This window comes from Fulvivirga sp. (assembly GCF_040220315.1).
In the GTDB taxonomy this organism is placed as follows: Bacteria; Bacteroidota; Bacteroidia; order Cytophagales; family Cyclobacteriaceae; genus Fulvivirga.
The window spans coordinates 1-12,808 of sequence record NZ_JAVJUY010000279.1 but is presented as its reverse complement, the minus strand read 5'-3'; the positions used below and the strand labels follow the sequence as shown (position 1 = coordinate 12,808).

General features: G+C 36.7%; 12 protein-coding genes. 4 read left to right on the top strand and 8 right to left on the bottom strand.

Translation table 11 applies throughout. The features are described 5' to 3' along the window. Positions 1-192: hypothetical protein (locus tag RLO81_RS14085; protein ID WP_350112819.1), on the top strand; the 192-nt coding region annotated here is incomplete at its 5' end. Here the strand turns inward: RLO81_RS14085 and RLO81_RS14080 are convergent. Then, positions 183-362 carry a hypothetical protein gene (locus tag RLO81_RS14080; RefSeq protein ID WP_350112817.1) on the bottom strand — a complete coding sequence of 60 codons (180 nt, stop codon included), beginning with the start codon at positions 360-362 and terminating at the stop codon, positions 183-185. The two genes, RLO81_RS14085 and RLO81_RS14080, sit on opposite strands and share 10 nt — an antisense overlap. A gap of 98 nt (positions 363-460) precedes the next feature. Here RLO81_RS14080 and RLO81_RS14075 point away from each other — a divergent pair, with 98 nt between their 5' ends. Continuing rightward, positions 461-1,678: a 3-phosphoshikimate 1-carboxyvinyltransferase gene (locus RLO81_RS14075; protein WP_350112814.1), complete on the top strand. Its 1,218-nt coding sequence runs from the start codon at positions 461-463 to the stop codon at positions 1,676-1,678. Here the strand turns inward: RLO81_RS14075 and RLO81_RS14070 are convergent. The 7 genes from RLO81_RS14070 to RLO81_RS14040 form a co-directional block, all read right to left on the bottom strand. Further along, positions 1,656-2,453 carry an ABC transporter substrate-binding protein gene (locus RLO81_RS14070; RefSeq protein ID WP_350112812.1) on the bottom strand — a complete coding sequence of 266 codons (798 nt, stop codon included), beginning with the start codon at positions 2,451-2,453 and terminating at the stop codon, positions 1,656-1,658. The genes RLO81_RS14075 and RLO81_RS14070 overlap by 23 nt on opposite strands. 37 nt (positions 2,454-2,490) lie before the next feature. Continuing rightward, positions 2,491-3,615: a PAS domain-containing sensor histidine kinase gene (locus RLO81_RS14065; RefSeq protein ID WP_350112809.1), complete on the bottom strand. Its 1,125-nt coding sequence runs from the start codon at positions 3,613-3,615 to the stop codon at positions 2,491-2,493. A 60-nt stretch (positions 3,616-3,675) separates the two neighbouring features. Beyond that, complete coding sequence (locus RLO81_RS14060) at positions 3,676-4,197, bottom strand: YfiR family protein (RefSeq protein WP_350112806.1); 522 nt, start codon at positions 4,195-4,197, stop codon at positions 3,676-3,678. Positions 4,198-4,373: 176 nt separating this feature from the next. Continuing rightward, the gene (locus RLO81_RS14055) at positions 4,374-7,616 is read right to left on the bottom strand and encodes a sigma 54-interacting transcriptional regulator (RefSeq protein ID WP_350112803.1); all 3,243 of its coding nucleotides are present in this window, start codon (positions 7,614-7,616) and stop codon (positions 4,374-4,376) included. Positions 7,617-7,732: 116 nt separating this feature from the next. Further along, entirely contained in the window at positions 7,733-8,254 is a 522-nt protein-coding gene (locus RLO81_RS14050) for a YfiR family protein (RefSeq protein ID WP_350112801.1), read from the bottom strand. A 117-nt stretch (positions 8,255-8,371) separates the two neighbouring features. Further along, positions 8,372-9,445, bottom strand: a complete 1,074-nt coding sequence (locus tag RLO81_RS14045) for a M42 family metallopeptidase (protein WP_350112798.1) — start codon at positions 9,443-9,445, stop codon at positions 8,372-8,374. A 2-nt stretch (positions 9,446-9,447) separates the two neighbouring features. Continuing rightward, positions 9,448-11,025, bottom strand: a complete 1,578-nt coding sequence (locus RLO81_RS14040; RefSeq protein ID WP_350112795.1) for an acyl-CoA carboxylase subunit beta — start codon at positions 11,023-11,025, stop codon at positions 9,448-9,450. A gap of 111 nt (positions 11,026-11,136) precedes the next feature. On the opposite strand from RLO81_RS14040, the gene RLO81_RS14035 reads away from it, so the two are divergent. Both RLO81_RS14035 and RLO81_RS14030 read left to right on the top strand, forming a co-directional pair. Then, positions 11,137-12,057 carry a Ppx/GppA phosphatase family protein gene (locus RLO81_RS14035; RefSeq protein WP_350112792.1) on the top strand — a complete coding sequence of 307 codons (921 nt, stop codon included), beginning with the start codon at positions 11,137-11,139 and terminating at the stop codon, positions 12,055-12,057. 6 nt (positions 12,058-12,063) lie between these two features. Beyond that, on the top strand, positions 12,064-12,808 hold a 745-nt coding region (locus RLO81_RS14030; RefSeq protein ID WP_350112789.1), incomplete at its 3' end, for an Ldh family oxidoreductase.

Below are 12,808 nucleotides of genomic sequence, written 5' to 3'. Positions count from 1 at the left end.
AGAAATTACTCACTCAAAAATATTGCTGAATCAGATTATGAGGTGCTTTGGGAATTAATGGCGCAAGACAAAAAAAATAACGACTCCAAAGTCTTAGCTGTATTACTAAAGACTATTGGAGAAGCAACATTTGATTGCGAGGTCTCTAAAAAAGAGACATTTGAGGCTTTAACCTACTTAAATCAAGTGTAGTTAACATCTGACTCATCGTAAAGGTCTTTCTTACCTTTTTTATCTAATTCAGATGCTTTTTTTACTACAGAACTTCTTACTTTTTTACCGGGTTTCCCAAAAGCCATAAAGGCAACTGCAGCACCAGTAGCCAAACCAAATAACAAAGCCAATTTTTTACCTGTTTTCATTTTCAATCTTATATTATACTAAAGACAAATAGTTTGTTTATATACTGTTATATACGTTTTTTCCTCTATAATTGTTCTCTTCACATAGAAGGTATATTATGAGTGGAGAAAGTATCTTGCTTCCATTAGCGTCAAATTTTGCGCCAAAAATTATTCAACTCCCTGCTTCCAAGAGTATTTCCAACAGAGCATTAATTATTCATGCATTGGCTAAAGGAAAATCTGAGATAACAAACCTTTCTGAAGCCAGAGATACTCAAACGATGATTCGCCTCTTAAAATCAGAATCAAGTGTATTGGATGTTCTTGATGCAGGCACAACGATGCGCTTTCTTACGGCCTTTCTTGCCGTTACAAACCAACATAAAACAATTACTGGCACAACAAGAATGAAAGAGCGACCAATAGGAATTCTTGTAGATTCGTTAAAGAGTATCGGAGCGCAAATAAGCTATCTTGAAAAAGAAGGCTATCCACCAATAAAAATTGAAGGTTTTAAAGATATAGGAGTTAAAGAAATTAATATTCGAGGTGATGTGAGCAGCCAATATATCTCTGCACTTATGATGATTGCCCCTCAGCTAAAAAATGGCTTGAACATTTATTTAGAGGGCAAAATTGGCAGTCGTCCATATATTGATATGACACTTTCTGTTATGCAGCATTATGGGGTAAAAGGAGCGTTTAATGGAAACCAGATATCCATCGGGCATCAGAACTATAAAGATGCAACTTATTCAATAGAACCAGATTGGTCTGCTGCCAGCTATTGGTATAGTCTGGTTGCACTCAGTAAAAACTCAAGCATCACATTAAGCAATTTAAAACCAAAGGCTATACAGGGCGATAGTGTGATAGTTGAAATAATGAATGAATTAGGTGTGAAAACAATTTTCAATCAGGAAGGCGCACTTCTTACAAAATCAAGGCATAATCCATCTTTCGAATATGACTTCACACATTGTCCCGACCTTGCGCAAACTGTTGCTGTTGTTTGTGCCGCTAAAGGTATTCGTGCAAAATTTACAGGATTAGAAAGCCTTAAAATTAAGGAGACCGATAGAGTAAAAGCGCTGCAAGTAGAGTTAAAAAAGATTGGCGCAACCCTTTCCGAAACCAGAAATCAATGGGAATTGCAACCTGCCAAAAATCCAAGTTGGAATAAGTTAATGATTGATACTTATGAAGATCACAGAATGGCCATGGCTTTTGCTCCACTTTGTTTACTCGGAGAGGTTGAAATAAAAGACCCTTCGGTTGTCAATAAGTCCTACCCTGGCTATTGGGATGATTTTAGAAAAGTGGGTCTAGTTTAGCTCGCAACTGCTTAAAATAAGCGGCTGATTTTAATAACCGGCTGCCATACCATGAGAATAACTCTCCGTCAACAATTATGATTGTTGCACATGGAAAGAGCTGCTTAAACTCAGATAAATGTTTCTCTTTAAAAGGATAAGGTTCCGATGAAAGCAGCACAACCTGTGGTTTTAATTTACTTAAATCATCCTCACTGTATTCTGGGTATCTGCTTTCAGAAATTAAGTTTTCAAAACCAGCTCTCTGTAACATTTTATCAATGAAAGTACCTTTGCCGGCAACCATCTTAGGACTATTCCAAATGAAATAAAGTGAAGACAGTTTTTTAAATCCAGACAGCTCGTTGAATGAGACTTGAACTGCGTTTTGTAATTCAGTTGATTTAGACTCAATGTTGAATATCTGACCTATGGAAGTTATCATGTCAAGCGCATCATTCAAATCATAAATGTCGCTCATCCAAACAGGATACTTTTGCTTTAGCTCATTGATGCCGGATTCATAATTTTCTTCTTTATTCCCAATAATAAGATCAGGTTGAATTTTATCTATTTCATCAAATCGAAACTTTTTGGTACCACCAATTATTGGCTTTGATTTTACCCGAGCTGAAGGGTGGATACAGAATTTTGTTAGCCCTGCAATCTGATTACCCAGACCTAAATCAAACAATAATTCTGTTTGGGATGGAACTAAAGAAATTACCCGCTTTGGGAAACGAGGTATATCAACCTCAAACCCCATTTGGTCTTTAAAAAGTTGTTTCTCAGCCATCTATTCAAAGCTAGCCGAGACAATAAGAATTAAAAAATTAGTTTAATGAAAATGCTCGGGCGTGGACTTCGGTATTCAAAAAGTTAGGTATCGATATGGTAAAGGAAGTTCCTTTACCATACTCAGACTGCACCCTTATTTGTCCACCAAGTTTATCAACTGTATCTTTTACAATATATAACCCCAAACCAGATCCTTTGGCATTTTCATCTGCCCTGTAAAAGATATCGAAGATATAATTAAGGTACTGCTGTCTGATACCGATACCATTATCTTCAACCTTAATATTACATTCATCAGGCGTAACCTGAATATTTATTTTTAAGTAAGACTCCTGCTTTCCTTTATCGCTGTATTTAAAAGCATTGGAAATAACATTTGTCAAAATTGTTTTTACTCGAACTGAATCAGAGTATAAATCCGCAATCCGGTTTATGTTGTAAGTAACAGTAACATGATCAGCATTGTAAAAATTAGTGAGCTGATCAAGCTCTTCTTTAATGATTTCTTCAAAGTCAATTCTTTCATTTCGAATAGCTAGTTTCTCGTTTCTGTAAAAACTGTTTATGTCTTCTATAAAATGGTCGAGTTTCAATAAACTCTTCCTAATCATCCCCAGGTAATCATGCTTATCCTTCTCAGGATCTTGACTGGCCAGGTCTACAAGACCAAGGGCTGACAATAATGGCGCTCTCAAATCATGAGAAGTTTTATAGATGAACTGGTCTAGCTCATTGTTTGCTTTTCTAAGTTTCTCTTCTGCAACTTTTCTGTCAGTAATGTCATGTAGTGTTATTACTAACCCCTCTACTTCTTCATTTTTTAACAGATTAGAAATTGTTACATCAAAGTAGCGCGTACCTCCCTTTTTTGCCAATAAACAAATTTCTGTCAGTTTATTTTCTTTCTTATAATTTCTCTTGCTAACAAACTCCCTTAACGAGGATTGTTTCTCGGGATTAATAAATTCAAATAAACTTTTACCTAAGGCCTCTTCCGGCCTTGTTCCTAATATCCTTCTCACTGATCCATTGATGTATTTAATCACATATTCATCGTCTGTGATTAATATAATATCGTTGGATTTCTCAACAATTGACTGAAACATATCTTCTCCCTCGAGTCCTGTAAAGGACAAACCCTCTAGATAATCTATCGTCATTATTTTGGCATTCAAAAGGTGCCTAACACCGGATTAAAATATCTAATAAGTACTTTTTACTTATATAAGGATTGCCATTGCAGCTAACTGCCCACTCACTTTTAAATTGGCTTTATCAACTGTTTTTTGATTAAGCTCAAATACTAATTTGTTATTTACTGTTCTGAAATTGATTGCACTACCCTTTTGGCCCAATCCAGGAGCATCTGTAATAGTTAATGTTGGGTAACCAGCAAGTTTTCTTTGAATACTCTCAAAAGATTTTCCTTCGTTTTTACCTACATAGATAATATGGCATCCTGTAATATCATTCACTGAGCTAAATTTCTTAACTGCGTATTTCTTATCGCCTCTAACCTTACCATCGTACCAGGTAGTTAAGGTGCTATATACGTTATCATCACCAATAACACCAATAACGAAGTCTTGTGAAGAATCATATCCTGGCCACTGTATGTATTTGATGAAGTTATAAATCATCATTGAGTGAATCTCATGAACAGGACGATCGCTACCGGCTTGGCCAGTTAATGAAGCGACGAGTAATAGTGTTAATGCAAATGTTATTTGTAATTTTTTCATTTTTTTTTAATAAACTAGTTGGACAATGCTCTCCACATTACAAAGGAAGTGCCAAAAAATAAATTATAATTAAAAACTGAGTTTAAAGCACAAAAAAGGCCATTTGAAGCAAACAGGAAAAGCTTAATTACTGTATTGAGTCACGTTATTTCGTGATTTTCACGATATTTCGTGAATTATGGGCGTAAGATGTTCAATTTTTTAATTCGGCTTTCGAGCGTTGTAGGCTTGAGCGCTAGCAACTCTGCAGCACCTCCTGGTCCACTAATTTTCCAATTAGTATGATGTAACACTTTTATTATATAGTTTCTTTCAAACTTCTCCAGAGTTTCAAATTTATCTTCTTGCTGTGCAGATTTGGTTCCTGAAAGAAACCAGTCGCCTAGCTTCAATTGATTAGAGGGACTAATAATAACAGCACGCTCTATTATGTTTTCAAGTTCGCGAACATTGCCTGGCCAATTGTACTTCTCTAATTGTGTAATAACACTCTGTGGGATTTTGTTTACTTCTTTCCCCAACTTTTGGTTATATCGCTGCACGAAATGATTAACTAGCAATCGAATATCACTCTTTCTTTCCCTTAGTGCCGGTATAAAAAGCGGAAATACATTCAGCCTGTAGAATAAATCTGATCTGAACGTACCCTCCTCCACGGCTTTTTCAAGGTCGCGATTAGTGGCAGCGATTAACCTAACATCTACTTTAACAGTTTTAGTACCTCCAAGCCTTTCAAATTCACCCTCTTGTAAAGCCCTTAAAAGTTTTGGCTGCAACTCAATAGGCATTTCGCCAACCTCATCCAAAAAAAGTGTGCCGCCATCTGCTAACTCAAATCTACCTTGCTTAGCTGCAACTGCCCCGGTAAACGCCCCCTTTTCATGCCCAAATAATTCACTTTCAATTAAAGTTGCTGGTAATGCTGCACAATTTATTTTTATTAATGGCTTATCCTTTCTGTCACTCAAGCTATGTATTGCCTTTGAAATTACTTCCTTACCCGTACCGGTTTCACCGAGGATTAATACGGTTGAAGATGTTTTTGCTACGTGCTCCATATCTACCAAAACACGCTTAAAGTTCTTATCCTGACTAATAATGTTTTCGGTCGTATTAACGGAGCCTATTTCTTCCTTTAAATAAATATTTTCAGCCTCCAATTTATCCCTTAAATCTTTTACCTCTTCCAGCGCATTCTCAAGCTTTTGTGTTCTATCTTTTACTTCCTTTTCCAGGTTGTCATTTATTTGCCGCAAGCTTTTCTCTATTGTTACTCGTTCAATTGTATTAACTACTACTTCAGCAACTAGCTTTAATAAAATGATGTCATTGATAGACCAATTATTTTTCTGTTGAGCGTCAAAACCCATATAGCCATATACCCTATTTCCTACAACCATGGGCATATTCAACATCGACTTGATACCATACTGTTCAAAAATCTTTCGAAAGTCTCCTATTTCATCAGTTTGCTCATCAATATCTGATATGAGGAGCATTCGCTTTGAATCCAGCAAATCAAAAGGCCATGGATAGTCTTCCCTTAAAACTTTCTGAAAATCCGATTTCAACGGCATTACACCCCTTTTAACCCATTCAGCAGTTGTAGTACCATATTTACCATCATCGCTCAGCTTAAAAATATAAGACCTGTCAGCATGTACATGCTCACCCACCTTGCGTAATGCCCAATCTATTGATTCCCTAATTGTTTTTTCATTAGCATTAATGAATTCAGCAGAAATATCCGAGACAAGTCCCTCTAACTCTAACCGCTCTTTCAACTCATCTTCTACTCTTTTACGCTCAATTTCTAGGCCCATACGATTGGCTCCAATCAGCAAAAGGGATTCCACCCATGATTCTCGCTCCAGTTCTTTTGAATCGATAATAAATAGATGACCTATAGTTTTTTTTAAACTATCTATAATGGGCACCCCCAAATATCCCTGGGAATTGTTAGCTGTTAGGAATGCATCTTTAGGAAACGCCTCCGCTATTCCTTTTCTATAATAGGTGGTTCCATCAGTAAGCACCTTTTCAGCTGGTGAGCCAACCACCTTGTAGGTATAATTATCTTCAAAATGATCTTTGTTCCATAAACTTACTATCTCAAGTTCATCTTGCACATTATCGATAACCTGTGATATTCCTACTATCGAAACATTTAGGTATTCGGCCATCATTCTAATAAAGTTTGGAATAAAATCCATTTTAGATTTAGAAAGGGCTTCTTCCACTAATTTGTTGATAATACTCTCAATATGCTTTTGTTGTGATATTGGTTGAACCACTAAGATTATACCTTGTTTTTCATTAACAGCATAGTGTGAAGCTGATACCTCCGCTGAAATGGACTCTCCATTTTTGCATTGCAAAACAAACTGAGTGGATAAGCCTTTTTTACTATTTAATACTGAATCTAAAAATTTATTGATCTTATCTTGCTGAGAAGGAGTATAGTCGGAAATTTTTTTGCCAATAATTTCTTTACTCTTGTAGCCAAGTGTCTCTTCACACTTAGGGTTTATCTCAGCTATAGACTGCGAAACGGCATCAAGTATGATAATAGCATCATTGGAATAGTTTAGAATATTCTGAAATTTATTCTGACTGTCCTCCAGTGCCCTTTTTGTGGATGCCTTTTCTTTATTCTCCAATTCAAGCCGGTCAGTTATATCTAAGCTACTGCCTATCATTCTGGTGGCTCTTCCATTTTCATCTCTGGCAATAACCATTCCACGGTCTTTGAACCATCGGTATTGGCCTGATTTATTCTTAAGGCGGTGTTCTGATTCATACTTTTTTGTTAACCCTTTTAAATGATCAGCCAACCGTATACTGTACTTTGTAGCATCTTCAGAGTGAATAAAATCATTCCAATCAGTTAAGAAATTTAGAAGGTCTTTCCTGGCATAACCTAAATTTTCTGCAAATTGATTACTAAAGAATATCTTTTTTTCCTGTATGTTCCAATCCCAAACTCCTTCGTTTAGAATCTCCATACCTACTTTCCATCTTTCCTGATTAGCAATTAACTCCTGTTCTACACTTCGTTGTTTTTCAATATCAATCATATAATGACATAACACCGTTTCCTTTTCCGATTTAAAAATGCGGGGAATTACCTGGACGACTTTTTCATCACCTGAACTTACTAGCAACGGAGTGTCAAAAGCTTCTTCATTGTTTGAAGACAGTTTTGTAAAATGTGTTTTAAAGCTTTTAAGGGAAAAATCGGGATGAATGTCTGTTACTTTCTTTAAAGCTAGTTCATCTCTAGTATAACCCGACAATTCACAAAACTTTCTATTTACTGCAATAAGTTCGCCATCCTCATTCATCCAACAAACAGCAAAAGGCGCATCTCGCATGCTTTCTTCTAAAGTTTTGGCCGAAATTATGGACGTTTTCTTCATTAAGTTAATAGCCGATAAATAGAAAATTAAGATTTTTGATTTTTATTATCTAAATGATAACCAATAAAAAAGCCATTCGCTAGATAACGAATGGCTCTATATCCTGTGTGTTTTTTTTATATTAAAATAGCCATTGCAGTTAATTGACTCGAAGTTCTCAGGCTTGCTTTGCTCATGGCTGCCTGATTTAATTCAAATTTCAGCCTGCCATCTAACACTTTAAAATTAATGCAACTGCCTTTTTCGCCTAAGCCTCTCCTATTAGTTACTGTAAGTGTTGAACTCGTCCCAATCTTGTTTAAAGCATCTTCAAACTGATTACTTCCACTCTCACCTACATATAACAACTGACATCCTGAAATTTCAGAAGCCGATTCAAATTTTTTGATAATAAATTTTTTGCCTCCTCTTTCTTTATTGCCATACCAAGTATTAAGTGTGTTATATACATTATCATCTTTTAGCACTCCTATCACAAATTCACCAGCATTCTGATCTCCAGGCCATTGTATGTACTTCAAAAAGTTATATATCATCATCGCATGAAGTTCGTGCTCCGGACGATTTTGTGATTGCACTTGTGTATTAAACATCATTGTACAAACAGCCATAAAAAATATAATTCTGATCAATTTCATCACTTCACAAGTTTAGTCAAAGGTTGTTGCAAAATTACAAAACCATTCTGTCTAATTGAAAAAATACAACTCCTCAAATAGCTGAATGTAAGGAAATTACAAAAATAAATTTCGATTTTACTTCAAATAGCGAAAATCATGCCCCTTTTTTATCTTTAATAAGAAAGAATAAATAAGTTTTATAACATTTTGAACATCTTCTTTATGTACAGTTTCAACAGTTGTGTGCATATATTTAAGCGGCAACGAAATTAATGCTGATGCCACTCCTTGATTTGAATAGGCAAAGGCATCTGTATCCGTACCCGTTGCTCTTGACGCTGCTGCACGTTGAAAAGGTATTTTATTCTTCTCTGCAACATTAATGATCATATCCAAAACATTATTGTGCACTGCTGGACCATACGTTAAAACAGGGCCATCACCAGCCTTTTGGTGGCCACTTTCTATTTTATTATACATGGGAGAGCATGTATCATGGCAAACATCTGTTACAATGGCTACATTCGGATTTATCCTTTCCGCTATCATTTGAGCGCCACGTAGTCCAACTTCTTCTTGAACTGCGTTTACAATATAAAGGCCGAAATCTAACTTCTTTTTATTGTCATGGAGCATTTTCGCAACTTCAGCGATCATAAACCCTCCAATTCTATTATCAAGAGCACGCCCTGATAGATAGTTTTTATTAAGGTCAATTAATTCATCGTCAAACGTCATTACGCAACCTACATGAATGCCCAGTTTTTCTACTTCTTCTTTGCTACTGCACCCAACATCCACGAAAATGTTTTTCAGCGTTGGTTGCTCTTCGGATGACTTGTCTCTTCTTACATGTATTGCAGGCCAGCCAAAAACACCTTTTACAATACCCTTTTTAGTATGAATGTTGACTCGTTTAGAAGGCGCAATCTGATGATCAGAGCCACCATTTCTTCTCACATAAATGTACCCTTCATCAGTAATATAATTCACAAACCAGGATATCTCATCTGCATGAGCCTCAATAACTACTTTATAGTTAGCGATAGGATTAATAACCCCAACTGCCGTTCCATAAGTGTCAGTAAAATGCTCATCGATATAAGGTTTGATATAATCCAGCCATATTTCCTGACCTGAACTTTCAAAGCCAGTAGGTGAAGCATTGTTTAAGTACTTATCTAAAAATTTTCTACTCTCTTTATTCATTATTACAATGGGATGTTTCCGTGTTTCTTTTTAGGTAAAGTATCTACCTTATTTTCAAGCATCTTAAATGCTTTGATAAGCTTTACTCTTGTATCTTCAGGCATGATAACTTCATCGATATACCCTCTATGCGCAGCTCTATATGGGTTGGCAAACATTTCAGTGTAATCATCTACTTTTTCCTGAAGTTTAGCCTCAGGATCTTTAGCCTCAGAAATTTCTTTTCTAAAAATAATCTCTGATGCTCCTTTTGCTCCCATAACTGCTATTTCTGCCATTGGCCAAGCATAGTTCATATCAGCCCCAATATGTTTAGAGTTCATTACATCATATGCTCCACCATACGCCTTTCTTGTAATTACTGTAATTCTTGGCACAGTTGCCTCACTAAAAGCATAAAGCAATTTAGCTCCATTAGTAATTATTGCATTCCACTCCTGATCTGTTCCTGGTAAGAATCCGGGTACATCTTCCAACACTAATAATGGAATATTAAAACAATCACAAAAACGTACAAATCGAGCTCCTTTTGTACTGGCGTCAATATCTAATACACCTGCCAATGATGCAGGTTGATTGCCTACTACACCAATACTCCTTCCTGCTATTCTCGCGAAACCGACAACGATATTATCAGCAAAGTTTTTATGGACCTCCATGAAAGAATCTTCATCTACAATGCCTTCAATAACCTCACGCATATCGTAAGGCTGGTTAGGATTATCTGGAATGATGTTATTTAAGGAAGGTACTTTTTCATCAGCCTTACTTTCATACGCAACCATTGGCGCATCATCCTCACAGTTTTGTGGCATGTAGCTCAATAGTGCTTTTATATTATTAATACATTCTACTTCGTTAGCACAAGAAAAGTGAGTTACACCGCTTTTCGTACTGTGAGTGCTTGCTCCCCCCAACTCTTCTGCCGACACATCCTCCTGAGTAACAGTTTTAACCACGTTCGGACCTGTTACGAACATGTAGGAAGTATTCTCTACCATTAGAATGAAATCAGTAATAGCGGGTGAGTAAACTGCTCCTCCAGCACATGGCCCCATAATAGCTGAAATCTGAGGTATAACGCCTGAAGCCCGTGTGTTACGATAAAAGATATCAGCGTAACCACCTAAAGAAACCACACCTTCCTGAATTCTTGCGCCTCCTGAATCGTTTAAACCGATTAATGGAGCACCATTTTTCATGGCCAACTCCATAATTTTAACGATCTTCTCAGCATGCGTTTCTGATAATGAACCACCGAAAACAGTAAAATCTTGTGAGAACACATAGATCAACCTACCGTTGACCGTTCCATAGCCAGTCACAACACCATCACCTAAATAGTACTGCTTATCCAAGCCAAAATCTTTACAACGGTGCATGACAAACTTTCCAATCTCTTCAAACGAGCCCTCATCTAACAACAGATCAATACGTTCTCTTGCTGTCAACTTCCCCTTGCCGTGTTGAGCTTCTATTCTTGCTTCACCGCCACCTTTTAAAGCTTCGTTATTTTTACTTTCTAATAGTTTATATTTTTCGTCTTTTGTAGGTAATGTATAGACTCTTTTATCAGACATGTAGTTATCGATTTATTTGATTAGAGCGTCAAATATAAGTAAAAGAGAGCCAATAAGCGGATAGGCTTTTTAATAAATCCCAGCTATATTGTGAACTGATATAATTACTGAATGAAAAAAATTGCACTAATCGATTGTGGTACAAACACCTTTCATTTGATGATAGCCGAATTAGGAAGCAATAATTTTAGAATCATTGAAAGAATAAAAAAGGCTGTAAAAATTGGTGCTGGTGGCATTAATAATCAAACGATACTGCCAGATGCGCAAGATAGGGCTATTGAGGCCCTCAGCTCATTTAGTGAGCGAATTAGAAATGAAAAAATAGAAGAGGTTCATGCTTTTGCTACTAGTGCATTCCGGAATGCTACTAACGGTGAGGATATAAAAAAGAGCATTTTTAAAAATACGGGTATTGATGTTTCCATTATTACTGGTGATAGGGAAGCAGAGTTAATATTTAAAGGAGTAAGCCTGGCGCTTAATTTAGATGGCACTCCCACTTTGGTTATGGATATTGGAGGTGGTAGTGTAGAGTTTATTGTAGGCAATAATGAAGAGATTAGTTGGCAAAGAAGTTTTGAAATTGGTGGTCAGCGTTTGGTTGAGCTTTTTCACAAATCAGACCCAATAGACATAAATGAAATAAAAGCTTTGGAAAACTATTTTGACCATAATCTTAGTGTATTGATTACGGCACTTAAAACGTATAAACCCAAACTTCTTGCAGGCTCTTCAGGCACGTTTGATACATTAAGTGAAATATATTGCAAGGAAGTTAATCTGCCATTTGATGATAACAAGCCGGAATTACCACTTACGTTATCTGCCTATCATCAAATACATCAACAACTTTTAAGAAAAACAAGAAATGAGCGAATGCAAATTCCAGGTATGATTGAGATGCGAGTTGATATGATTGTCGTAGCTTCGTGCCTGATAAATTATCTAGTATCAAAATATAAGTTTGAAAGTGTTAGAGTATCTACATACTCCTTAAAAGAGGGTGCTCTGGCTGAGCTAATGAATTAAATTCAGATGGAAGAAATAATCCCTGTTGAGCGACTCAGAGAATTTACCAAGAAAATATTCCTATCAATAGGCTGCAGCGATTCAGATGCTGATCTAGCAACCAATGTTCTAATAAAAGCTGACTTAAGAGGTATTGATTCTCATGGTGTGGCACGGTTAATTGGATACGTACGTCTATGGGAAACAGATAGAGTAAATCCCAAACCTGAAATTAAAATAGTACACGAAACGCCTAGTACAGCAGTTGTTGACGGTGATAAAGGTCTAGGTTTGGTAGTGGCTCCAAAAGCTATGGAAATAGCCATGGAAAAAGCTGATAAAGTTGGTACCGGTTGGGTGAGCGTTAAAAATTCGAACCATTTCGGGATAGCAGGTTATCACGCCATGATGGGACTAGAAAGAGATATGATTGGTATGGCCATGACTAATGCCAGCCCATTAGTTGCTCCAACATACGCTACTGAAAGAATGCTTGGGACCAACCCAATCGCTGTTAGTATTCCTACAGATAAACAACCTCCCTTTGTTGCAGATTTAGCTACAACTACTGCTGCTAATGGCAAACTGGAAATTCTACAACGCAAAGATGAAGAAGCACCCTTAGGCTGGGTACAGAAAAAAGATGGCAGTGCATCCACTAACCCTAATGAATTAAAAGATGGCGGTGCTTTATTGCCATTAGGTGGTGATCGGGAGCATGGGAGCCATAAAGGTTATGCTCTTGGTTCGATTGTAGATATTTTTTCTGCAG

Bases quoted from the DNA above. Each gene is read 5' to 3' on its own strand.
- RLO81_RS14080 (WP_350112817.1), bottom strand. From the start codon at position 362: ATGAAAACAGGTAAAAAATTGGCTTTGTTATTTGGTTTGGCTACTGGT.
- RLO81_RS14075 (WP_350112814.1), top strand. From the start codon at position 461: ATGAGTGGAGAAAGTATCTTGCTTCCATTAGCGTCAAATTTTGCGCCA.
- RLO81_RS14070 (WP_350112812.1), bottom strand. From the start codon at position 2,453: ATGGCTGAGAAACAACTTTTTAAAGACCAAATGGGGTTTGAGGTTGAT.
- RLO81_RS14065 (WP_350112809.1), bottom strand. From the start codon at position 3,615: ATGACGATAGATTATCTAGAGGGTTTGTCCTTTACAGGACTCGAGGGA.
- RLO81_RS14060 (WP_350112806.1), bottom strand. From the start codon at position 4,197: ATGAAAAAATTACAAATAACATTTGCATTAACACTATTACTCGTCGCT.
- RLO81_RS14055 (WP_350112803.1), bottom strand. From the start codon at position 7,616: ATGAAGAAAACGTCCATAATTTCGGCCAAAACTTTAGAAGAAAGCATG.
- RLO81_RS14050 (WP_350112801.1), bottom strand. From the start codon at position 8,254: ATGAAATTGATCAGAATTATATTTTTTATGGCTGTTTGTACAATGATG.
- RLO81_RS14045 (WP_350112798.1), bottom strand. From the start codon at position 9,445: ATGAATAAAGAGAGTAGAAAATTTTTAGATAAGTACTTAAACAATGCT.
- RLO81_RS14040 (WP_350112795.1), bottom strand. From the start codon at position 11,025: ATGTCTGATAAAAGAGTCTATACATTACCTACAAAAGACGAAAAATAT.
- RLO81_RS14035 (WP_350112792.1), top strand. From the start codon at position 11,137: ATGAAAAAAATTGCACTAATCGATTGTGGTACAAACACCTTTCATTTG.